We start from the raw sequence: 22943 nt of genomic DNA, 5'->3' as shown, positions 1-22943 counted from the left end.
TTATTTATATCCTTTAAGCACACATGTTCTAAGAAATCGCCAGTTACTGCACATAGGTCGATTCATCACAGATAACGTGGTGTATGATTAAAATTAAAGCAATAATAACAGCTGCAACAAGGGGATGTTCGGCATCTGCTTTGAGGTAATTCATCTATTCAATCACATTAAAAAGCCTACCTAAGAAGTGGGCTATATGCATCTTTAATCAACATTAATGGCAAGACAGTAAAACAATGAATAATAGCGTATAAGCCAAATTTAAAGTTCAATCCTCAATGTCCTTTATACCCTAGGCTACCTTATCTTTTTTCAATTCATCGAATTGACGATTAAGGTCATATTTTTCATCGGTTACAATCTTTTCTAAGGTTTCGATGCGTTCACGCATCACAGCCATGTCACGTTCAAGATTATGTGCAAGGTTGACTTGGTCGGCCTCTTTTTTATCTTTTTTTCTTACTTTTTGGACCATTGACTAGTTCGACTATTGCCCAACATATTACTGCGACTATTATTATTGCTGTGAATTCATGTTTTATCCCGTTCACCTTGTCACGATTTGTAAAAAGTTTATGCTTATGCCAATTACAAAGCAAATAATCGAACCATAATTATAAATATATATATATCATATAGTTAGGGTTTTACAGTAGGTTTTTGATTTTGTTACTTGGCGAAAATGGCCAATTGAGTAACGTAATTAACCAAAAGTAGAGAAATAAAGCCATTGAGTATTGAACAAGACGAGTATTGGATGCGCCATGCCTTATCTTTGTCCGATAACGCGCAGCAGCAAGGGGAGGTCCCTGTGGGAGCGGTGTTGGTCAAAGATAATAAGATTATTGGAGAAGGCTGGAACCAATCAATTAGTTTACATGACCCTTCTGCTCATGCAGAAATGATGGCTATTCGTGAAGCTGGGAAAAACCTAGAGAATTACCGGTTAGTTGACAGTTGCTTGTACGTGACGCTTGAGCCTTGTTCTATGTGTGCAGGTTTATTAATCCACAGTCGTATTCATCGTTTAGTGTTTGGAGCGTCGGATTTTAAGACCGGGGCAGTCGGAAGTTTATTCGATTTACTCGGCGACCCTCGAATGAATCATCGTGTTGAAGTGATGAGAGGCGTATTGGCTCAACAATGTGGTGATAAATTGTCAGCGTTTTTCAAGTTGCGCAGGGAACAAAGAAAAAAATTAAAGGAGAAAGGCTAATAAACTGTATTAGCCGGCCAGTGCTAATTCTTCAGTCGCTTCTATTATTTGGAAATGTTGGCGACGTGATGCCACTTTTTGATGAACTCGTTTAAGCAGTTGACGTCTTCTGCTGTTGCTGCCTAAGCGATTCCTAGAAATGATGGTAGGGCGTTTTTTCATTACAACTCCTAATTATTTGCTTACTAATACTTATCAAAACGTATTAAAGTTTAATTAATATAAATTAACTCTGTTAAAAATTTATGACAATTGAACCTTTTAGGCCTTTTAATTCAAATCATGCTATGTCTGATTTCGATTTAATAGTGACCCCTGCAGTTACTGCCCAATAAATCACCTTCGATTCAAATCAACTAAAGCGATAATTATAATAATTAATAAAGCTTCAAACCCAGTGATGTTATTTTTTGGACGCGATGCTTAATCTTTGGTTCCATGTGACGGTTAATTTGTTGACTGTGAATATTATCCGAAATGGAAAAGAGCTCATTATTGTAGATTTAGAGATGTTGGACGGTTTGTTTGATGGGTGATCAATGCATAATAAGTGGCTAACTTAGTCACCGACCTCTGAATCATCTTGTTCAGATGTATCATCCGGGACAATTTCAGGCTCTAAAATTTGCGGTTGTTGTTCGTCTAACCAAACGAGAGTGTCGTAGTAACGCCTAATGTTATCCACATAGGCAACAGCTTCATTGCCACGCGCATAGCCATATCGAGTTGTTTTATAGTATCTTTTCTGTCTTAACTGCAGCAATCTGATTTTCACATCAACCCACATGTCAGGGTTAGCGCCTTGGCGCTCGGTTAATACACGAGCATCTTCTAAATGTCCTAAACCTACATTGTACGATGCGAGTGCAAACCATAAGCGGTCAGGTTGAGTAATGCGATCTGGGATACGTTTAAGCAGTTTAGTTAGGTACTTTGCACCGCCTTTGATGCTTTGTTCTGGATCGAGCCTAGAAACAATGCCTAATTCTTTAGCCGTAGTTAGTGTTAGCATCATCATGCCCCTGACACCTGTAACAGACCTCGCTTTGGGTTGCCAGTGACTCTCTTGATAGCTCATGGCAGCTATTAAGCGCCAATCTAGATCATTCGAATACTGTACAAACCAAGGTTTGAATTTGGGCAACACTTCCCTAGACGATTTTATAAACTCCCTTGTATCAACATAGTTAAAAAGTCGCACATGGCCAAAATATTTGTCTTCTAAAGCCGCTAGAGTGCCATTGTTCTGAATAATGCCAAAATACTCAATTAGCGCTGCCAGCAAAGAGTCATCTCTGTCTTTATTCACGGCCCAAGCAATATCTTGTTCAGGACTGATGGAGAAACCTATAGAGAGTTCAGGGTAACGGCGGCGCATTAATGCCAAAATGTTGGAATCGGCTATTGTGTAATCTAGTTCTTCACTTAATACCATTTCTAACAGCTCTTCCATATCACTGTCGTCAGTTTCTTGCCAACTAAGTTGTTGATTATCTTGTTGCAACCGAAGTAGTGATTCATGGTGGCTGCTGCCCGCAGCGATAACCAAGTCACCATTTAAATCCTTAATTGTTCTCGGCCACTCTTTACCTTGCTTAAAAACCAGTTTCTCACTGACTCGCTGATAACCGGGGCCAAATTTGAATTTTTGATATCGTTCAGGACTAACACTTATGCCTGCTGCAATCATATCCAGATGTGCATCAGTTAATTGAGGAAACAAGTCGTCTAAATTGTAGTAAGGGAAAACTTCAAGCTTAACCCCTAGGTAATCTGCAAAGCCTTCGGCCAGCTCATATTCAAAGCCAACAGGCCCAGTGGCGCCATTGTAATAGGTGGTTAGTCCATAAGTGGTACCAACTTTTAATACCCCCGAATCTAATATATCTCCCAAACTGGAAGACTGCTTGATGTCATTACAACCACCAATTATGAGTACTAAAAGCAAAATGAGACTGCGCTGTAAACGAATAACTATACCCTCAGGATTAGGTAGAAATGTAAAAGATTCCTATTGTGAACAAATTATTAGGTTTCATCCAGTGCTTTGTTTAATTGTTAGTCTAACAAAAGTAGACTATTTGGTCATGTCACAAAACAAGTAAAGTTATGAATTAAAACAAATAAACTAGGTTTTTAGGCAAACTGGCGCTTATAAATGTCGTTAAATTACCCTATAATGTGCGCCTTAAAAATCCCTCATTCATTAATTCGCAAATTCTAAGCTATATGTGTAAGGAATATGCGAATTCCGCAACAAGGTAATGACCTTATGTTAGTGCTTCGCGGTACACCTGCGTTATCCGATTTTCGAATTGAAAAGTGTCTTTCTCAATTTGCCGAATACAGTCTGCCAGTAAATGGTATTTACGCTGAATACGCACATTTTGTGATGGTTTCAGAGTCACTTACACTGCAAGAAAATTCAATATTGGCCAAGTTGTTAACTTACGGCCCTACAATTCAAGAATACCAGCCTGAAGGTGTGTTGATTTTGGTCACGCCAAGGCCAGGTACTATTTCGCCTTGGTCCTCTAAGTCAACGGATATAGCGCATAATTGTGGTTTAGACAAAGTGCAGCGTTTAGAAAGAGGTGTAGCCTATTATCTACAAACCGATAATCTAACTGACGCGCAATTAGTGGCTGCAAAAACATTGCTACACGACAGAATGACAGAAGTAGTCATGACTGATTTTCAAGCTGCAGAATCGTTGTTTGTGCAAAGCGAGCCAGCTCCTTTGACCTCTGTAGATATGCTCGGTCAGGGCAAAGCTAAGCTTCAACAGGCCAACGTTCGATTGGGTTTAGCTTTAGCTGATGATGAAGTGGATTATTTATTTGATAACTTCACTCTGTTAGGACGCAACCCTAATGACGTTGAGTTATATATGTTTGCGCAAGCCAATTCTGAACATTGTCGCCATAAAATATTTAACGCCGATTGGACAATCGACGGTGAAGTTCAGTCTAAATCATTATTTAAAATGATTAAAAATACTTATGAACAATGTGGTGAAAACGTTCATTCAGCTTACAAAGATAATGCTGCGGTGATGGAAGGCAGTTTTGCAGGGCGTTTTTTCCCCGCATCTCATGACAACGAATATCGCTATCATCATGAAGATATCGATATTCTGATGAAAGTCGAAACCCATAATCACCCCACTGCGATTGCACCATTTTCTGGAGCTGCAACCGGTTCTGGCGGTGAGATACGAGACGAAGGCGCCACAGGAAGGGGCTCAAAGCCTAAGGCGGGTTTAATTGGTTTTTCTGTGTCCAATTTGCGTATTCCTGGTTTTGAACAACCTTGGGAAATAGATTTTGGTAAGCCGGCACGTATTGTTAGCGCTTATGACATTATGATGGATGGACCGCTCGGTGGTGCAGCGTTTAATAACGAGTTTGGTCGCCCCAGTATTTTAGGCTACTTCCGTACTTACGAACAAAAGGTTACCAGTTTTAACGGCGAAGAGGTGAGGGGATATCACAAACCCATTATGCTCGCAGGTGGTTTGGGAAATATTCGTAAATCTCACATCCAAAAAGGTGAAATCACGGTCGGGGCTAAGCTGATAGCTTTAGGTGGCCCGGCAATGAATATCGGTTTGGGCGGAGGTGCAGCTTCATCTATGGCTTCGGGGCAATCTAGCGAAGACTTAGACTTTGCATCGGTTCAACGAGGTAATCCAGAAATGGAACGTCGTTGCCAAGAAGTGATTGATAAATGTTGGCAGATGGGTGACGAAAATCCAATCCAGTTTATCCATGATGTCGGTGCTGGTGGCTTATCAAATGCCTTTCCAGAGTTAGTCAGTGATGGCGGACGTGGTGGTAAATTTGAATTGCGAAATGTGCCGAATGACGAACCTGGTATGTCACCTTTAGAAGTCTGGTGTAACGAATCACAAGAACGTTATGTAATGTCGGTTGCGCCAGAAAATCTTGCAACTTTTGCAGACATATGTCGCCGTGAACGTGCCCCTTTTGCGGTTGTGGGCGAAGCAACAAAAGAAGAGCACTTAACCCTTAGTGATCAACATTTTGACAACAACGCGATTGATATGCCTCTCGAAGTATTGTTAGGTAAAACGCCTAAAATGCATCGTGATGTCACATCTAAAACACTCGACGCGCCAGCAATTGATACCAGTTTAATGAATTTAGCTGAGGCGGCTACGAGAGTGTTAACTTTACCTACTGTGGCTGAAAAAACCTTTTTGATCACCATTGGTGACCGTTCAGTGACGGGTTTGGTAGCCAGAGATCAAATGGTCGGGCCTTGGCAAGTGCCGGTAGCCGATGTCGCAGTGACTGCCAGTTCTTTTGATAGTTATCAGGGCGAAGCGATGTCTTTGGGCGAGCGCACCCCTATTGCATTAATTAATTATGCCGCGTCAGCACGTATGGCAGTCGGTGAAGCGTTAACTAATTTAGCCGCAGCAGATATTGGCGATTTAAAGCGTATCAACCTATCAGCTAATTGGATGGCTGCAGCAGGGCACCCAGGTGAAGATGCAGGTTTGTATGAAGCAGTTAAAGCCGTGGGTGAAGAGTTATGTCCTGCTTTGGATATCACTATTCCTGTGGGCAAAGATTCAATGTCTATGAAAACCACTTGGCAAGATGAGCAAGGTGATAAGTCGGTCACGTCACCGCTTTCCTTGGTGATCACTGCTTTTGGAGCAGTCCGAGATATTCGCAACACATTAACTCCGGAATTGAAAAGTAATGTAGGTGAAACTGAATTATTACTGATTGACTTAGGCCAAGGACAAAATCGTTTAGGTGCTTCTTGTTTAGCTCAGGTCTATCAGCAGTTAGGTAATGTGGCGCCAGACGTCGATTCTGCTCCAATATTAAAAGGTTTCTTTCTTGCTGTGCAGCAACTCGTTAATGAAAAACGTTTGTTGGCTTATCACGACAGATCTGACGGTGGCTTGTTCACCTCTATTGTAGAGATGGCTTTTGCAGGCAAAACTGGTGTGAATATCCATCTGGATGAGCTTAGTGGCGCAGCAATTGAATTGTTATTTAACGAGGAGTTAGGTGCTGTAGTACAAGTGTCTGCAGCTGAAAAAGAACATGTATTAAAAGTGTTTGCTAAGTTTGAAATCCAGCATTTAGTGCACAGTATTGGTAGCCTCAATAACACTGACCAGATTGTGTTCACACAAAACGGACAAGTTGTGCTCGAAAATAGCCGTGTATTCTATCGTCAAACATGGGCTCAAACTACGCTGCATATGCAAAAACTAAGGGATAACCCAAGTTGTGCTGAACAAGAGTATGCCGCTAAGGCTGATGTGAAAGATCCCGGTTTACATGCCAACTTAAGTTTTGATGTCACTGAAGATGTTGCTGCGCCTTATATACACAAAGGTGTTGCTCCACGTATCGCTATTCTACGTGAGCAGGGTGTTAATTCCCATGTCGAGATGGCTGCAGCATTTGATCGTGCCGGATTCAGTGCAGTTGATGTGCATATGAGTGATTTACTTTCAGGGAAGCAATCACTGGAGTCATTTAAAGGTTTAGTCGCATGTGGTGGCTTTTCGTACGGTGATGTTTTAGGGGCAGGCGAGGGCTGGGCAAAATCTATTTTGTTTAACAGTCAAGCCAGAGATCAATTTGCTGAGTTTTTCGCTCGCCAAGATTCCTTCTCTCTAGGGGTATGTAATGGTTGTCAGATGATGTCTAATTTAAAGTCACTTATTCCCGGAGCAGACTTGTGGCCACATTTTGTGACTAATCAATCTGAACGTTTTGAAGCACGTGTAGCGATGCTAGAAGTTAAATCATCAAAGTCAGTATTTTTTGATGGTATGCAAGGTTCAAGAATGCCAATTGCTGTTTCTCACGGTGAAGGTCGTGCAGAGTTTAGCAACGATCAAGGCGCACTAAACGCCTTACAAAACGCTGCAGTTGCACTGCAATACGTTGACAATTACGGTCATGTCACGCAAAACTATCCTGCTAATCCGAACGGATCACCACTTGGCATTGCCGGGTTAACCAGTCGTGACGGTAGGGCAACGATTATGATGCCTCATCCTGAAAGAGTGTTTAGAACGGTTGCCAACTCTTGGCATCCAGATGATTGGCAAGAAGACAGTGCTTGGATGCGTATGTTTAGAAACGCTAGAGTGTATCTGGGATAAGAGTTAAGATTTCCTAAACATGATATTCAAATATACGATGAATAGGTAATGAACAAACCCAGTTATAAACTGGGTTTATGGGTATTAATTTTTGAAGATGACTGTAAAATTTACAATTCCAGTCATCTGTACATTTAACAATTTCAAGTTATTTGTTAAAGAAAAAATAAAACCCTTGTATATCAGTAAAATAGTGATTAATATTTAGTCAAAGTTTGACAAGGAGTCCGTATTCTGCATGTTAATTAAGTGTAAAAAATGTGTTTGATAAAATCAAATTAAAATAATAAGAGACGCTCATGAATCGTTCGAATAAAGGCTTTGGTTTAACCGGTGTAATAGTCACGGTTATTTTTTTGATTGTTGCTGCTATTTTTAGCGCTTCGGCCAAGTCTTCTACTATTTCCCCGTTTTCTTCAGACTCATTATCAGAGTCGCAAATTAAGACGCACTCACAACCTTAAAAGGTTCGTTTCGCTTCATAAAAGCTTACTTTTTCCGATGTAATTCTCGATTTTCGTCTTTTTCTTGCTGATTCTTTTTTAGTAAGACATAAACGGCACTGTTGCCTCCATGATTGGGTTGAGCGGTATAGTAAGCAATAACCTCTGGCATTTGCAGTAGCCATTGCTGCACGTAACTTTTTAAAAATGCTGGGAATGGCTGACTGCGTAAACCAAGGCCGTGCTTAATTAACAGCATGCGTTCACCGTCATGGTGGCTTTTTAATATTTGCGTAAAAAGTAATGTTCTAGCCTGTTCAAATTTATGTTGTTGTAAATTTAATACAAAGTCGATTTTGTATTTACCTAATCTTACATTTTTAAACACACCTTGTTGCACGCCATCCTGTTTAAAGCTGATGTGGTCATATGGATCGACAGGCTCAACTTTTTCAACACTCAGATAATTATTTATAATGTGTTGACTGGCTTCTATTGCCTGCCTTTTTAATTGTTGTGCTAATGTGTTTTTTTGTTGACCAGTAAGCACTTTGTCTGTTTTTTTAATCGGTTTAACGTCTTTAAATTCATTTAAAAACGCATCTAAATCATCATCCCATATTTCATTATTGGTCATTTTATTTCCACATTGCCCCGTAGTGTATTTTATGTTTGACGCATTGTTATTTCAAACAAATCCCAGGGATTACATATTTTTAAGTAGCGTTAAATATGCCACAATTATATAAGTACTTTTTACTAGGTAAGACCATGTTCATAAAATATATTATTGTTGCCGCTTTGGCTTCAACTATTCTTAGCAGTTGTTCTGAAGACACGGCATCTAATACCACCGCTACCCCTAAAGTAGATCAATCTGGACCTGCTATTGAAGAGGCAATTAAAGCGATCCAAGTTGGTAAGGATTATCATTCGTTTGCAAATCCAGAGTCTATTAAAGTGACTCACTTAAACTTGGACTTGACAGTAGATTTTGCTAAAAAGGTGTTAGTGGGGACTGCCCAGTTAGACTTTCAAAAAGTAGACTCACATGCCACCCAGCTAATATTGGATACACGTGACTTAACCATTAACAGTGTCACGGCTATGGGTAATGCGCTTAATTTTGATGTGGTCAGCGGCGATTCATTTTTAGGGGCTGCCTTAACCATTGATGTGCCTGCCGATGTGGACAGTGTGCTGATTAGTTATCAGACCTCACCCAAAGCATCCGGTGTACAGTGGTTAACACCCCAGCAAACCGCAGGTAAAAACATCCGTTTTTGTTCACACAAGCGCAAGCTATTCACGCACGTAGTTTTATTCCTCTGCAAGACTCTCCTCAAGTCAGAATGACTTATACAGCGATTATTCGCACCCCCAAGGAGTTACTCGCGGTGATGAGTGCGTCTAACGATCCTGACACCGAACGTGATGGAGTCTACGAATTTTCGATGCCACAACCAATACCGTCATACCTGATCGCTCTAGCGGTAGGTGACTTGCACTTTAAATCTATGGGTAAGCGTACTGGCGTATATTCTGAAAAAGGTATCTTAGATGCTGCAGCTGATGAATTTTCTGATACCGAGTCTATGCTGATTGCCACGGAGAAAGCTTTTGGTCCGTATAGCTGGGATAGATACGATTTATTGATTTTGCCTCCCTCTTTCCCTTTTGGTGGTATGGAAAATCCTAGGCTCTCATTTATTACTCCCACAGTGATAGCGGGTGATAAAAGTTTAGTATCGCTGATTGCTCATGAGTTAGCTCATTCATGGTCTGGAAACACAGTAACGAATGCCACTTGGCGAGATCTTTGGCTTAACGAAGGTTTTACCACTTATTTAACCTATCGAATTATGCAGATGGTTTATGGCGATGAGCGTTTCGAAATGGAAGCGGTATTAGGTCGACAAGATTTACAGGCAGATATTGATGCGTTACCTGCCAATGATCAGATTATGGCGATTGATTTAAGAGGCCGCGATCCTGATGACGTATTTAGTAATATTCCTTATGAAAAAGGTGCATTATTTTTACGTGAATTAGAACACAAAGTAGGTAGAGAAAGTTTTGATACATTTTTATTGGGTTACTTTGAAAGATTTGCCTTCAAAAGCATCACAACAGACCAATTTGTTAGTTATTTAGAACAAACGCTGCTTAAAGAGCATAGTGATAAATTGTCAAAACAAAGAATACAGCAATGGATTTTTCAACCCGGTATACCTGATGATGCACCCGTTCCTGAATCTGACGCGTTTAGTGTGGTCGATGTAGCAAGGGATGCCTGGTTAGCTGGCGAAATTCAGGCTAATGAAATTGATAGCGAAAAGTGGGTAGTACATCAATGGTTGTATTTTTTAAATAATATGCCAGAAAAGTTAAGTCAGAAGCAGTTGGCGGATTTAGATAAGACATTTGCATTAACTAACAGTAAAAACAATGAGATTGCCCACAGTTGGTTATTGATAAGCGTTAGCAACTGGTATCAGCCTGCCTTCAAACGTTTGCATGATTACTTAACCTCTATCGGCCGTAACAAGTTAGTAAAACCTTTGTACAAAGCGCTTTCACACACTCCTGAAGGCAAAGTTATGGCTCAGAAAGCGTTTTCAGAAGCCAAATCTGGTTATCATCCGCTAACCATAAAAGCTAACGAAGGCTTTGTTCAATAAACTATATTGGAGATTCAAACAGCAAAAAGCCAGTCATCTAGACTGGCTTTTTTCTTTAATAACAAGGAAATATTCGATGGCAGCAGTATTAACAAACCTCTTTAAACAAGGACTCATCAATAATAATATTGTCAATAATTGTTTGCGCCATTTGTACACATTTGCCACATTGTGTGCCGGCACCGAGCTTTTGTTTTAGTTGACGCATATTACCCACTCCGTCATCTAAGACTGCTTGTTTAATCGCTTTATCTGTGATGCCAAGGCATATACAAACGTACATAAAATATCTCAATAACCTTTATGCAAATAAGAATAATTGTTATTTGCATAAAGATCAAGTGTTTGATATCAACATTATGCTTAACAACACTGAACAAAAAAACAAACTCTATTAAATTTATATACTTAGCCTTGGATAATTTCTGAGACTAAGAATTATTTTTCACCCACATGCACTCACATGAAGTAAGAAAGTATAATATTATTGAGACTATAAGGCACAGTTACCAGTTTTTGGACTATTCAATTACTTAAATAGGAGAAGTTAATGAGCGTACTAGTGAGCCGTCCAGCCCCAGATTTCACAGCAGCAGCGGTACTTGGTAATGGTGAGATTGTTGACAGTTTTATTCTAAGCGAGGCCATTAAAGGCAAGAAAGCGGTCTTATTTTTCTATCCGCTGGATTTCACTTTTATTTGCCCATCTGAGTTGATCGCTTTCGATAAACGCTACGAAGAATTCGTCAAGCGTGGTGTTGAAGTGATTGCTGTCTCGATTGATTCTCAATTTACCCATAATGCTTGGCGTAATACGCCCGTAAATGAGGGCGGTATTGGTCCAGTAAAATATACAATGGTTGCCGATGTTAAACATGATATCTGTCAGGCCTATGATGTTGAGCATCCAGAAAAAGGCATCGCTTTACGCGGTTCTTTCCTAATTGATGAAGCAGGTCTAGTGCGTCACCAAGTTGTGAATGACCTACCTCTTGGCCGTAATATCGATGATATGTTACGGATGGTTGATGCGTTAAATTTCCATGAAGAGTACGGTGAAGTGTGTCCAGCTGGTTGGCAACAAGGTTCAAAAGGTATGGTTGATAGCCCGGAAGGTTTGGCTCGTTACTTAGTAGAGAATGCTGGTAGCTTATAATCATTAAGTTGTATAAAACAAAAAAACCGCTCTTTGAGCGGTTTTTATTGTGTATTTTGATGTTAATTATGCGCTTCAAAACCGCCTAAACTTTGCCATTTATTGAGAATGTAGCAAAATAATTCAGCCGTCTTTGCTGTGTCATACAAGGCGGAATGAGCTTCATTTTGATCAAAGCTAATCCCCGCAGCCATACACGCTTTTACTAGTACAGTTTGCCCAAGGGCCAGGCCAGACAAAGTCGTGGTATCAAAAGACACAAAGGGATGAAACGGACTGCGTTTGATTTGACTACGCTCGATAGCTGCGTTGACAAAACCTTGGTCAAAAGCGGCGTTGTGAGCAACAATGACTGAGCGCTGGCAATCAGCCTCTTTTTGTTCTTTACGAATTTTTTTACACAGGTCTTTCATTACCTCTGTTTCGTCCAGTGCACCTCTAAGCGCACAATATGGGTCTATACCATTAAAATCCAAGGCTGCTTTTTCTAAATTAGCGCCTTCAAATGGATTGACGTGGTAATGAAATGTTTTATCTGGGAAGAAGAACCCATTTTCGTCCATTCTAGTGGTGACGGCTGCAATTTCCAGTAGAGCATCGTTCTGTGAATTGAAACCAGCGGTTTCAACATCAATTACTACAGGAAAATATCCCCTAAAACGATTTTTTATTTTAAATAATTCTGACATGGAAACCTAAAAAATTCTTGTGAGTCTCGATTATGACAAGGTTCTTTTTGAGTAGCCAGCCTAAAACGCTAAACCACAGCAATTTTAATCAAACTCAATTAACTAAACGTTTACGCAATTTTGTCGATATAATGTGAAGAAGCTAGGGGCTCCTAATTCATGTTCAATAAAATTGTTAAATCCATTCTTTGTGTCACCTTAATATCATTGTCATTAAACGTGGCTGCAGCTTTACGTCAGTATTCAGCCAAAGTTGAAAACTCTGATTGGCAACTTAAGGATGAAAATCGTTTGCAGTGCACCCTTAGCCATAAACTACCTGGCTATGGGGAAGCCATGTTTAGCAGTTTTGCGTCAAAACAGTTAAACATGGAGTTTGAACTGGATATGTTGCGCTTGCCTAAGTCTTATGGTGTCGCTGCGGTGTATTCAGTCCCACCTGCATGGATGCCAGGCAAAGTGCAACGCACTATTGCCGACATGACAATCCGTAAACAATATGACGGTGACTTACCTGAGCAAGCTGCTTGGACTATGTTGACAGAGCTAGAAAAGGGATTCTGGCCAACCATTTATTATCAAGATTGGTATAACAAATACGATACTGTGGCAGTAGGACTAAACGCCAGTAATTTTGCTGTCCCATACGTGAAATTTGTTGAATGTGTGTCAAATTTGTTGCCTTATAGTTTTCAAGATATTTCGTATACCGTTCTTACATATCAATTTAATAATACTAATTTGACGAAATACTCGCAGAAACGTTTGGCGATGATTGGCGAATACTTAAAAGAAGATACTGATTTAGAATTGGTTTTATTAGACGGCTATACCGACAGTTTTGGTGGTAGAGCTATTAACAAACAGATTTCTGTTCGAAGAGCCGTGGAAATAAAAGCGTTTTTCAGTTCTATGGGGGTAGCCCCAGAACGAATAGAAATTACTGGCCATGGTGAGAGGCGTCATTCGTCACCTAACATTAACGAAAGCACACGAGCTAAAAACCGCCGAGTGGTGATCAGAATGTCAAAGCCCTAACAGGCTTATTGGTGGTTAATCCGCCTGACACTTCGCCAGCCATGCGGGTTATTTATTCAGTCGGGTAGTTTTTAGCAAGTAATACAGTTTAAATTCCTGACCTCTTCATATGCTTAATTTTTTTTGAATTGGGCTCTGCAAAGCAATAATGTCACTAATAAATAAATTATTTTAATCAATTTATCGGTATCTAAGGTATTACAACTTTATAAAATGCATTATTTTAGGAAATCAGTTGAATAGCATATCCCCCAAAAAACTCTTGAACAGTAAATGGACTGCCGTCGTGCCATTGAATAAAGAAAAACACTTCATCATTATTGAGGTTGAGTATGATGAAGATTCAGCTGTGGTTTCATGTTTAATCGAAGCGATTATGTCAAAACGTTCAATTCACATTCAATGGAGAGACCTAAAAGACACAGCACAATGGGTTCAAGGTTGGAAATAGCCTAGGATTTTTAATCTGATTCACTTAGCAACAGCTGTGTTGCCACAAGTTATATTTAAATTATTCTTTAAAGAAATCCAAGGGGCCAATACTTTTTTCACCTTCTTTTTTGGGATGCACTGGCTTCGATGCTTTGTTTTGATCTTCAAACAACGCATGTAATTCACGCAGGTTGGTTAACAACCACATCTCATCATCAAAAAAGGTATTGGAAACCAGTGTCACATCTATTTGTTGACACTTAATTTTACAGTTTCAGACTCAAATCCCACGCAGTAGTCAAGATGCAAGCAGCAACGTTTTCATGGATACATTACCCATTCCGGTAAATCGCCCATCCTTTTACCAGGAACGTAGGCAAAAAAGCCGGTGCTAAGAGGCATAATTCAATACCAGAATAAAGGGGGTACGCAACGCTGGGACATTGTGTTTCCAATATTCTGTGCAAGATGACACAGTAATCATTTTTTAACTTGCTAATATTGTCGACTAATGGAAACACTTGCCCGCCTAAACTATGACCCAACCAACATATTGCTGATGTCGAATCGGTATCCAATACAAGTTGTAATGCAGCAATATAATCTTGAGTGGCCCAATCTAGCACATCACATTTGTTAGCCTTCAAATGTAGGTTGTTACTTTCTCCGATACCCCAGCAATTGAAGGTTTAACCCACATTGTTTAGTCAACCAGTTGGGTAACACCCATAGTTAGTGCAGTAATGGTTTGACCTTTCAATGCTTTCTTATTCATGCCCTGTGGTGTGAACCAATACCCGTTAATACTGACCTTATTTTTAATGTTTAAAAATGACTAGCTTAGTCTCAATTAGTTTGGTGCTTCGGCAGGGGGAATTTGTTGTGTAAACAAATTAATTGCGCAGTCGCACATTTCATCAATATGGCTGCGGTCAGCGTAGATACCATCAATTAACAGTCGAGCTATACCATGCATGGTGCCCCATGTAACTTGCGACAAGCGTAACGTATCTTCACCGCGGTGCATTAAACCTTGTTCTTGCCATTTTTTGGTCATTTTTACTTGATGGTGAAAACTTGGGTAAGCCACATCTCGTAATTCATTAGTGGCACTATTTTGCTTCCAAATAGTGCGTCCAAACATTAAATCGTACAACTCTGGGTTGTCAGCTGCGTAGTTAATATAGCCATGAAAAAATTGCCGGTATTTCTCTTTAGGAGACAATCCCGTTTGGTTAAAAATAAATGCAGCATCTTGTTGCCAATGCACAAACCCTTGTTCCGCTATCGCGCACAGTAATTGATTTTTATCTTTAAAGTGGTGATAAGGAGCGGTGCGAGACACTCCAACCTTGTCGGCTAATTTACGTAACGATAAACCTTCAATGCCCGTTTCTTTTAACAATACATTCGCGGCACTGAGCAAAGTACTGCGCAGGTCACCGTGGTGATAGCTGGGTTTATTGGGTTTAAGTTTTTGTTCTATTTGATGGCTCATAAATGTCTATTAATAAATTTGATGTTTGATATCTTGACAGCGTCAACATATGCTTTTATCTTGACGCTGTCTAGTTTAAAGTTTTGTTAACAGTTTGGGATTTATGTGCTGAGTTACCAGCAATAAGACCATGGTTAACCCAAGGAGAATACCTGTGACTGATATCGATTTAGCTGCGCTAGAAACGTTGTCTGTGAATATCGAAAACCACATTGCTCATATCCAATTGTGCCGTCCAGAGGCGCTCAATAGTATGGTGCCAGCATTCTGGCGTGAACTACCTGCTGTTGTAAGACAAATTGATGAGGGATCGCAAGCACGGGTGATTGTGATTTCTTCACAGGGTAAACATTTTAGTGCGGGCATGGATTTGTCTGTCTTCACTAATATGGCAAAAGACTTTCAGGGTGAACCAGCGAGAAGAGCAGAACGAACTCGTCGACTGGTACTTGAACTACAAGATAGTTTTAATGCTCTTGAAGAAGTACGTATGCCAGTATTAGTGGCAGTGCAGGGCGGTGTGATCGGTGGTGCGGTAGACATGATTTGTGCTGCCGATAGTCGATATTGTACTGAAGATGCTTATTTCACTATCAAGGAAACCGAGTTGGGCATGACCGCGGATGTAGGCACGTTACAACGATTACCGCATCTTATGCCACAGGGTTTGATCCGCGAGTTGGCCTACACCGGTCGCAATATGCCAAGTTGCGAAGCTAAAGAATGTGGTTTTGTTAATCAAGTGTTTGCAGACCAAGATGCGATGCTTGCAGGCGTCATGAATATCGCAGCTAAGATTGCCATGCATTCCCCTATGGCAGTGGCGGGTTGTAAAGAAATGATCAACTATACGCGTGATCACAGTGTTACCGACAGCTTAACCTACATGGCCACATGGCAAAGCGGCATGTTCCAAATGCCCGATGTTCAAGAAGCCATGACTGCAGCGCAACAAAAGCGTTTACCGGTGTATGCAGAATTATATAAAAAAATCGTCTGGCATGTAAGTCAGGGTTATAAAAAAACTGATTCGAACCAATAGGAACAATATTGATATGACTACTAATACCGCATTAGCCCAAGGCTTAGAAAAATACCCGCATCTACTTAAACCATTAGATCTAGGTTTTACACAACTCAAAAATCGAGTTTTGATGGGATCTATGCATACAGGCTTAGAAGAAGCGCCAGATGGCCACGAACGAATGGCCGCTTATTTTGCTGAGAGAGCTAAAGGAGGGGTGGGCCTTATTGTCACAGGTGGAATAGGGCCAAATGATGAAGGTTCAACCCACAAAGATACTCGTCGCTTAGATACTGATGAGGCCATAGCTGGACATAAAACAATCACCGACGCGGTACACGAGCATGGCAGTAAAATCTGTATGCAGATATTACATACTGGTCGCTATGCGTATAACCCTGCCCTAGTTGCTCCCTCTGCGGTACAAGCTCCTATTAACCCTTTTAAGCCTAAGGCCCTAGACGCAGAAGGTATAGAAAAACAAATTCAAGACTTTATAGATACATCAATACATGCCCAGAAAGCGGGTTACGATGGCGTAGAAATAATGGGCTCTGAAGGTTACTTCTTAAACCAGTTTATTGCAGCACGCACTAATCATAGGGATGATGAATGGGGCGGTTCATATCAGAATCGGATCCGTTTGCCGATAGAAGTGGTACGCCGAGTTCGCGAAGCTGTGGGTGAACACTTTATTATTATTTACCGTTTATCGATGTTAGATTTGGTAGAAGGCGGTTCGACTTACGACGAAGTAGTTGAGTTAGGTAAAGCCATTGAAAAAGCAGGTGCTACCATTATCAATACCGGCATTGGTTGGCACGAAGCACGTATCCCCACTATTATTACCAAAGTCCCTCGAGCAGCCTTTACCTGGGTAACAGCTAAATTCAGAAAAGCGTTATCTATTCCCGTTATCACCTCAAATCGTATTAATACCCCCGAAGTGGCAGAAGAGGTGCTAGCCCGTGGTGATGCCGATATGGTATCAATGGCAAGACCCTTTTTGGCTGATCCTGAGTTTGTAATCAAGGCTATGGAAAATCGTTCAGACGAAATTAATACCTGTATCGGTTGTAATCAGGCTTGTTTAGACCATGTATTTGAAGGTAAAACGAGCAGCTGTTTAGTGAATCCTCGTGCTTGTCATGAAACAGAGTTGGTGATTGAGCCTACCTCGAGGGTAAAAAATATAGCGGTAATCGGCGCTGGGCCGGCTGGATTAGCAGCGGCTACTACTGCAGCACAACGTGGTCATAAGGTTACCATTTTTGATTCTGCTAGTGAGCTTGGTGGACAATTTAATATCGCCAAACAAATCCCTGGTAAAGAAGAATTTTTTGAAACCCTTCGTTATTATGCTCGCCAGATGGAATTGCATAATGTCACTATTAAACTCAACACTCGCGTGGATGCTAATACTCTTAACAGCAGTGAATTTGATGAAGTCATCATTGCTACAGGCATCGCTCCTCGTAAACCACCCATTGAAGGTATTGAACACAGTAAAGTGATGAGTTACGTTGATGTCATTGTTAATAAAAAACCAGTTGGTAAGAAAGTAGCAATTATAGGAGCAGGAGGTATTGGTTTTGATGTCTCCGAATATCTTTCGCACGCAGGCGAGTCTACGAGTCAAAATATCCCTGCCTTTATGAAAGAGTGGGGAATCGATATGACCTTTGGTTCTCGTTCTGGCATTGAAGGTATGAAACCTTCTCCTACACCATCACCTAGAGAAATTTATTTGTTGCAGCGTAAATCGACCAAAGTTGGTAAAGGTTTAGGTAAGACCAGCGGCTGGGCGCACAGAGCAGGTCTGCTAGGTAAAGGTGTAAGTATGTTGGCGGGTGTTGAGTATCTGAAAATTGATGATGCAGGTCTACATATTAAGGTGAATGATAATGTGCAGGTATTGGACGTTGATAACGTTATTATTTGTGCTGGTCAAGAGCCACTCAGAGAATTGGTTGAAGGTTTGACTAAACCCCATCATTTAATTGGTGGGGCGGATGTGGCAACAGAATTAGATGCTAAACGAGCCATTTCTCAAGGAACGCGATTAGCCGCAGTGTTATAAATTAGCTATTTTTAAATAAGTATATTAAAGCCGGTTCATAGAATCGGCTTTTTTATATTTGGTTAGTTGTTTTGTTATCTTTCCTGTCCTGTCCTGTCCTGTCTTTAACTTTGTCGTTACCCCAGAAAAATGAAACGGTATTAAATTTACCCAAATATGACGAGACAATCGTTGTTTTGGCAAACAAAGTCAATTATTGTTTATAGGCTTAAATCTAAGCCGCCACGTGTATGCAGTGGTTGCAACAATTAAAAGGAAATACGGATGTTCAATAGACCATTCTTTACTGGCGCAGTGATGAGTATTACTTTGACTGTGTCAGCTTTGGCTTTTGCCAATGATAAGTTTGAAAAAGTGACCGAAGTCGAAGGGATAAGTGAATATAATCTGGATAACGGCTTACAGGTTTTGTTATTCCCCGATCAAACTAAAGAAACTGTGACCGTCAACGTTACTTATCATGTGGGTTCAAAACACGAAAACTATGGTGAAACCGGCATGGCTCATCTCTTAGAGCATTTGGTATTCAAAGGTAGCCCAAAGCATAAAGATATCCCGGCTGAGTTGAGTTCCCATGGTGCTCGTCCCAATGGCACCACTTGGACTGACCGCACTAACTATTTCGAAACTTTTTCAGCAAACGAAAAAAATATCAATTGGGCTTTGAGCATGGAATCAGATCGCATGGTCAATTCTTTTATTGCTAAAAAAGATCTTGATAGTGAAATGACGGTGGTTCGAAACGAATTTGAGCGTGGTGAAAATAGCCCATTTCGTATTACCTTACAGAAAATGGCTGCATCGGCGTATATGTGGCACAACTATGGTAAATCCACTATTGGCGCCCGTTCTGATTTAGAAAATGTGCCAATCGATAGGTTAAAAGCTTTTTACAAAATGTATTATCAGCCAGACAATGCGACGCTTATTGTGGCGGGTAAGTTTGAAGAAGTAGATATGATTGCATTAGTGGATAAATATTTTTCACCTATTCCAAAACCAGAAAGAGTGATAAGGCTCCTTTATACCGCTGAACCAGCGCAAGATGGTGAAAAAAGTGTCACCATCAGACGAGTCGGGGATGTGCAAATGACTGGCGCGGCTTATCATATTCCTGCCGGCTCACACGACGATTACGCGGCTATTGACGTATTGAGTCAAATATTAGGTGACACCCCAAGTGGCCGCTTACATAAAGTGTTGGTTGAAGGAAAATTAGCCAGTCGTGTTTATGGTTTTAATTTTCAGTGGCAAGAGCCAGGCCTGGCGATTTATTTTGCCGAGGTAGATAAAAAAGCTGATCTGAGCAGTGCTTCTGACGCGATGGTATCGGTGCTTGAGGAATTGAGTGCTGAGCCGATTACCGATGAAGAAGTGGAACGTTCAAAGCGTAACTTATTAAAAAATATTGAGTTGTCTTTTAATTCTTCTGAGCGAATCGCATTAAATCTAAGTGAATGGTTAGGGATGGGGGATTGGCGTTTATATTTTTTACATCGTGATAGGATTGAACAAGTCACTACCAGTGATGTACAACGTGTAGCGAACACTTATTTGCAACGAAACAATCGTACAGCTGGACACTTTATCCCAACAGAAAAGCCAGCCCGCATAGAGATACCAACTGTTATTAGTGTGAATGACATGGTCAAAGATTACCAAGGTCGTGCAAAAATTGCGGCTGGTGAAGTGTTTGAACCCTCGTTTGATAATATCGACTCACGTACTGTTGTCACTCAGCTTAGTAATGGCTCTGAGTTATCGTTATTGTCTAAAAAGACACGTGGTGAATCTGTAGTTGCTTCTATCATGATGAGTATGGGGACTGAAAAAAGTTTACAAAACCTTGCTAGTGTTGGCGACGCAACCAGTGCGATGTTAATGCGCGGAACCAGCAAATTATCACGTCAAGATATTCAGGATGAGTTTGACAAATTAAAAACTCAGGTATCTGTTTCTGGTGGTGCGGATTGGTTGGTGGCCAATATCACTACGACGAGAGAAAACTTGTCCTCGGCATTGTTGCTAATGCACAAGATACTGAGTGATCCTGGATTTGATAAAACGGAATTTGAACAATACAAATCAACTTTGAAAGTAGATATTGAAAAAAACTTGCAAGATCCACAGCAACTGGCATTTAACGAATACGGCCGTAAACAAAACCCGTATAAAAAAGGTCATCCAAACTATCAGCCAACCTTCGCAGAAGACTTAGAAAGCATTCAAAATCTTAAGCTAAGTGATTTAAAAACTTTTCATCAGTCATTTTTTGGCGGCAACCATATGAAAATTGGTGTTGTTGGAGATTTTGATCAAGCTCAAATTAAAACTGACCTAGAAAACCTTTATGGTAGTTGGAAATCTAAGAGTGCTTATCTACGAGTGGAAGACCCCTATATAAAAGTTGCGGCCAGCCCGACTGATTTTGATACACCAGATAAAGAAAACGCCACTTTTGTTGCCGCTATTATGCTTCCTGTTGGTGAAAATAGTGACGATGCCGCGGCATTAGAGTTGGGGAACTATATCTTTGGTGGTGGATTTCTAAATAGTCGATTAGCCACTAGGTTAAGACAAAAAGATGGGTTAAGTTATGGGGCAGGCTCGTTTATAACGATGAACCCAGAAGATAACAAAGCTACCTTAGGTGCTTATGCGATTTGTGCACCACAAAACCTCGCCAAGGTTGAAGTGGGCTTTAATGAAGAGCTTAGTCGCATGTTAAAAGATGGCTTTACTGACGAAGAAATTAAAAGTGCTAAATCAGGTCTATTGCAAGGCAAGAAGGTGAGTCGTGCACAAGACCCAGAGTTAGTCAGAACATTACGTAGAAACTTGCTATCAGACAGAACTATGCAGTGGAACAAAGCTTATGAGCAAAGGCTAGCGGCCCTAACTGCAGATGATGTCAAACGTGTGATGAATAAATATCTAAAAATCGAAAACTTCTCAATTATCAAAGCGGGTGATATGAGTAAAGTGGAAGGCTAATTTACTGAGCTCTCATTTCAGTTAAATGTAAAGCGCCCTGTTCTTATGGGCGCTTTTGATGTGTATTTTAAATCTAGGATAGAGTAGCTAAAGCGTCACCTGAATAGGTTTCTAGTTGCTCCATACTTCCCTGACGGACTTTATTTGCCCACTGAGGATCTTGCAGTAAGGCACGGCCAACAGCGACTAAATCAAATTCGCCTTTATCAAGACGTTCAATTAAATCATCGATCGAGCGGGTCGTTGAGCTTTTACCAGCAAAGGCTCCAAAGAAGTCGCCGTTTAAGCCAACAGAGCCTACCGTCATAGTTGGTTTGCCAGTGAGCTTCTTAGTCCAGCCGGCAAGGTTTAAGTCACTGCCATCAAACTCAGGCTCCCAGTAGCGTCTCGTCGAACAATGGAATATGTCTACGCCTGCATCACTTAATGGCGCTAAGAACTCTTCTAGTAGTTGTGGAGTCTCTACCAAACGAGCGGTGTAATCCTGTTGTTTCCATTGTGAGTAACGCAACATAATCGGAAAGTCAGGACCCGTAGCCGCACGTATCGCTTTGACTATTTCGACTGCAAAACGGCCTCGATTAGCCATAGTACCGCCCCATTCATCGGTACGTTGGTTGGTTCCACTCCAGAAAAATTGATCGAGCAAATAACCATGAGCACCGTGGATTTCAATACCATCAAATCCTACTCGTTTTGCATCAGCGGCTGCACTGGCGAAACTTTCGATTAGGTTATGAATTTGTGCCACAGTCAACGGCTCTGCAACCTGTTTTCCAGGTGCTAATAAACCCGAAGGGCCAACACTAGGTAATTCAGGGAAGGGCGCTTTTGAAGGGTTTCGGGCCATACCCACATGCCAAAGTTGAGGCATTATTTTGCCTCCAGCAGCGTGTACTTCCTTTACCACATTTTCCCAACCCGCGAGAGGTTGTTGCCCATGTATTTGTGGGACTTTTCCATCCATAGTAGCAACAGGATCATCAACTGTTGTACCTTCAGTAATGATCAAACCAGTGCCGCCCTCTGCCCGGCGGCGATAATAACTGGCCACATCTTCAGTAGGAATGCCTTCTGGCGAAAAGCTACGAGTCATAGGAGCCATGGCAATTCGATTATTAAGTGACAAGCTTTTTAAGCTAAAAGGTTTAAAAAGTGAGTCTACATTTTTACTCATTTAGATTTCCTTAAATTGGTTTAGATATTTGGATAAATATTAATTACGTCTTTTGATTGGCATTATCTTTAGTGATATCTGGCCAAACAAAGGCTTCCGTTGGCTTTTTAGCCTTTTGACTGGTTGAAGTTTTAATGGTGTATAAATAGAGCTGCTCAACTTTCTCTCTTGCCCAAGGCGTTTTACGGAGAAACTTTAAGCTTGATTTAATAGACGGTTCACTGGTAAAACAATTTACCTTGACCTGTTGCCCCATTTTTTCAAAGCCAAGTTCTTTTTCAAGTGTTTCTAGAATAACTCGCAAGGTTAGGCCATGAAGAGGGTTGTTTTGTTGTTCAGTCATAGAAGTTCT

Annotated in this window: 18 protein-coding genes and 2 pseudogenes; 10 read left to right on the top strand and 10 right to left on the bottom strand. The window is 40.8% G+C overall.

The window, feature by feature from the left end; genetic code table 11:
• Window positions 1-292: 292 nt before the first annotated feature.
• Window positions 293-542, bottom strand: a pseudogene (locus tag C427_RS15885) (hypothetical protein).
• 188 nt (window positions 543-730) lie between these two features.
• Here C427_RS15885 and tadA point away from each other — a divergent pair.
• Window positions 731-1216, top strand: coding sequence for a tRNA adenosine(34) deaminase TadA (gene tadA, locus C427_RS15880; protein WP_007637744.1), 486 nt, complete (start codon window positions 731-733; stop codon window positions 1214-1216).
• A 9-nt stretch (window positions 1217-1225) separates the two neighbouring features.
• Here the strand turns inward: tadA and C427_RS26460 are convergent, their stop codons facing one another.
• Entirely contained in the window at window positions 1226-1378 is a 153-nt protein-coding gene (locus C427_RS26460; protein ID WP_007637745.1) for a hypothetical protein, read from the bottom strand.
• Window positions 1379-1775: 397 nt separating this feature from the next.
• On the bottom strand, window positions 1776-3164 hold the full coding sequence (gene mltF / locus C427_RS15875) for a membrane-bound lytic murein transglycosylase MltF (RefSeq protein WP_081589002.1): 1389 nt from the start codon (window positions 3162-3164) through the stop codon (window positions 1776-1778).
• Between the two features lie 324 nt (window positions 3165-3488).
• On the opposite strand from mltF, the gene purL reads away from it, so the two are divergent.
• Together purL and C427_RS26455 are read left to right on the top strand one after the other, a co-directional pair.
• Entirely contained in the window at window positions 3489-7379 is a 3891-nt protein-coding gene (gene purL, locus C427_RS15870) for a phosphoribosylformylglycinamidine synthase (RefSeq protein WP_007637748.1), read from the top strand.
• A 299-nt stretch (window positions 7380-7678) separates the two neighbouring features.
• A complete protein-coding gene (locus C427_RS26455) occupies window positions 7679-7843 on the top strand; it encodes a hypothetical protein (RefSeq protein ID WP_162471184.1) in 165 nt (54 codons plus the stop codon).
• Between the two features lie 25 nt (window positions 7844-7868).
• On the opposite strand, the gene smrA is transcribed toward C427_RS26455, so the two are convergent.
• A complete protein-coding gene (gene smrA, locus C427_RS15865; RefSeq protein WP_007637750.1) occupies window positions 7869-8459 on the bottom strand; it encodes a DNA endonuclease SmrA in 591 nt (196 codons plus the stop codon).
• 134 nt (window positions 8460-8593) lie between these two features.
• Between smrA and C427_RS15860 the strand changes: the two are divergent.
• A pseudogene (locus C427_RS15860) lies at window positions 8594-10503 on the top strand (M1 family metallopeptidase).
• Between the two features lie 88 nt (window positions 10504-10591).
• On the opposite strand, the gene C427_RS15855 reads toward C427_RS15860, so the two are convergent.
• A complete protein-coding gene (locus tag C427_RS15855; RefSeq protein WP_007637755.1) occupies window positions 10592-10786 on the bottom strand; it encodes a (2Fe-2S)-binding protein in 195 nt (64 codons plus the stop codon).
• Between the two features lie 267 nt (window positions 10787-11053).
• On the opposite strand from C427_RS15855, the gene C427_RS15850 reads away from it, so the two are divergent.
• Window positions 11054-11659 (top strand): peroxiredoxin C, encoded by a 606-nt coding sequence (locus C427_RS15850; protein ID WP_007637759.1) that lies wholly within the window; start codon window positions 11054-11056, stop codon window positions 11657-11659.
• 62 nt (window positions 11660-11721) lie between these two features.
• Here the strand turns inward: C427_RS15850 and rnt are convergent, their stop codons facing one another.
• On the bottom strand, window positions 11722-12348 hold the full coding sequence (gene rnt, locus C427_RS15845) for a ribonuclease T (protein ID WP_007637761.1): 627 nt from the start codon (window positions 12346-12348) through the stop codon (window positions 11722-11724).
• A gap of 159 nt (window positions 12349-12507) precedes the next feature.
• Here rnt and C427_RS15840 point away from each other — a divergent pair, with 159 nt between their 5' ends.
• Both C427_RS15840 and C427_RS15835 read left to right on the top strand, forming a co-directional pair.
• Complete coding sequence (locus tag C427_RS15840) at window positions 12508-13386, top strand: flagellar protein MotY (protein WP_007637762.1); 879 nt, start codon at window positions 12508-12510, stop codon at window positions 13384-13386.
• Window positions 13387-13621: 235 nt separating this feature from the next.
• The gene (locus tag C427_RS15835) at window positions 13622-13837 is read left to right on the top strand and encodes a TIGR02450 family Trp-rich protein (protein WP_034899259.1); all 216 of its coding nucleotides are present in this window, start codon (window positions 13622-13624) and stop codon (window positions 13835-13837) included.
• Window positions 13838-13897: 60 nt separating this feature from the next.
• Here C427_RS15835 and C427_RS26450 read toward each other — a convergent pair whose 3' ends face one another.
• On the bottom strand, window positions 13898-14062 hold the full coding sequence (locus C427_RS26450) for a hypothetical protein (RefSeq protein WP_007637765.1): 165 nt from the start codon (window positions 14060-14062) through the stop codon (window positions 13898-13900).
• Between the two features lie 606 nt (window positions 14063-14668).
• Entirely contained in the window at window positions 14669-15316 is a 648-nt protein-coding gene (locus C427_RS15825) for a TetR/AcrR family transcriptional regulator (RefSeq protein WP_007637768.1), read from the bottom strand.
• 154 nt (window positions 15317-15470) lie between these two features.
• On the opposite strand from C427_RS15825, the gene C427_RS15820 reads away from it, so the two are divergent.
• From C427_RS15820 to C427_RS15810, 3 genes are all read left to right on the top strand, one after another.
• Window positions 15471-16358, top strand: a complete 888-nt coding sequence (locus C427_RS15820) for a crotonase/enoyl-CoA hydratase family protein (protein ID WP_015431058.1) — start codon at window positions 15471-15473, stop codon at window positions 16356-16358.
• A gap of 13 nt (window positions 16359-16371) precedes the next feature.
• Entirely contained in the window at window positions 16372-18420 is a 2049-nt protein-coding gene (locus C427_RS15815; RefSeq protein WP_007637771.1) for an NADPH-dependent 2,4-dienoyl-CoA reductase, read from the top strand.
• A 264-nt stretch (window positions 18421-18684) separates the two neighbouring features.
• Window positions 18685-21414 carry a M16 family metallopeptidase gene (locus tag C427_RS15810; RefSeq protein WP_007637774.1) on the top strand — a complete coding sequence of 910 codons (2730 nt, stop codon included), beginning with the start codon at window positions 18685-18687 and terminating at the stop codon, window positions 21412-21414.
• A gap of 73 nt (window positions 21415-21487) precedes the next feature.
• On the opposite strand, the gene C427_RS15805 is transcribed toward C427_RS15810, so the two are convergent.
• A complete protein-coding gene (locus tag C427_RS15805; protein ID WP_007637775.1) occupies window positions 21488-22591 on the bottom strand; it encodes an NADH:flavin oxidoreductase in 1104 nt (367 codons plus the stop codon).
• A gap of 43 nt (window positions 22592-22634) precedes the next feature.
• Window positions 22635-22934 (bottom strand): VF530 family protein, encoded by a 300-nt coding sequence (locus C427_RS15800; protein ID WP_007637776.1) that lies wholly within the window; start codon window positions 22932-22934, stop codon window positions 22635-22637.
• Window positions 22935-22943: the final 9 nt, after the last annotated feature.

This window comes from Paraglaciecola psychrophila 170, from assembly GCF_000347635.1.
GTDB classification, from domain to species: domain Bacteria; phylum Pseudomonadota; class Gammaproteobacteria; order Enterobacterales; family Alteromonadaceae; genus Paraglaciecola; species Paraglaciecola psychrophila.
The sequence above is the reverse complement of the archived record's forward strand: the minus strand, read 5'-3'. Positions and strand labels throughout refer to the sequence as shown.

Coding starts and splice junctions, on each gene's coding strand:
- C427_RS26460 (WP_007637745.1), bottom strand. CDS start 1,378: ATGAAAAAACGCCCTACCATCATTTCTAGGAATCGCTTAGGCAGCAAC.
- purL (WP_007637748.1), top strand. CDS start 3,489: ATGTTAGTGCTTCGCGGTACACCTGCGTTATCCGATTTTCGAATTGAA.
- C427_RS26455 (WP_162471184.1), top strand. CDS start 7,679: ATGAATCGTTCGAATAAAGGCTTTGGTTTAACCGGTGTAATAGTCACG.
- smrA (WP_007637750.1), bottom strand. CDS start 8,459: ATGACCAATAATGAAATATGGGATGATGATTTAGATGCGTTTTTAAAT.
- C427_RS15855 (WP_007637755.1), bottom strand. CDS start 10,786: ATGTACGTTTGTATATGCCTTGGCATCACAGATAAAGCGATTAAACAA.
- C427_RS15850 (WP_007637759.1), top strand. CDS start 11,054: ATGAGCGTACTAGTGAGCCGTCCAGCCCCAGATTTCACAGCAGCAGCG.
- rnt (WP_007637761.1), bottom strand. CDS start 12,348: ATGTCAGAATTATTTAAAATAAAAAATCGTTTTAGGGGATATTTTCCT.
- C427_RS15840 (WP_007637762.1), top strand. CDS start 12,508: ATGTTCAATAAAATTGTTAAATCCATTCTTTGTGTCACCTTAATATCA.
- C427_RS15825 (WP_007637768.1), bottom strand. CDS start 15,316: ATGAGCCATCAAATAGAACAAAAACTTAAACCCAATAAACCCAGCTAT.
- C427_RS15815 (WP_007637771.1), top strand. CDS start 16,372: ATGACTACTAATACCGCATTAGCCCAAGGCTTAGAAAAATACCCGCAT.
- C427_RS15810 (WP_007637774.1), top strand. CDS start 18,685: ATGTTCAATAGACCATTCTTTACTGGCGCAGTGATGAGTATTACTTTG.
- C427_RS15805 (WP_007637775.1), bottom strand. CDS start 22,591: ATGAGTAAAAATGTAGACTCACTTTTTAAACCTTTTAGCTTAAAAAGC.
- C427_RS15800 (WP_007637776.1), bottom strand. CDS start 22,934: ATGACTGAACAACAAAACAACCCTCTTCATGGCCTAACCTTGCGAGTT.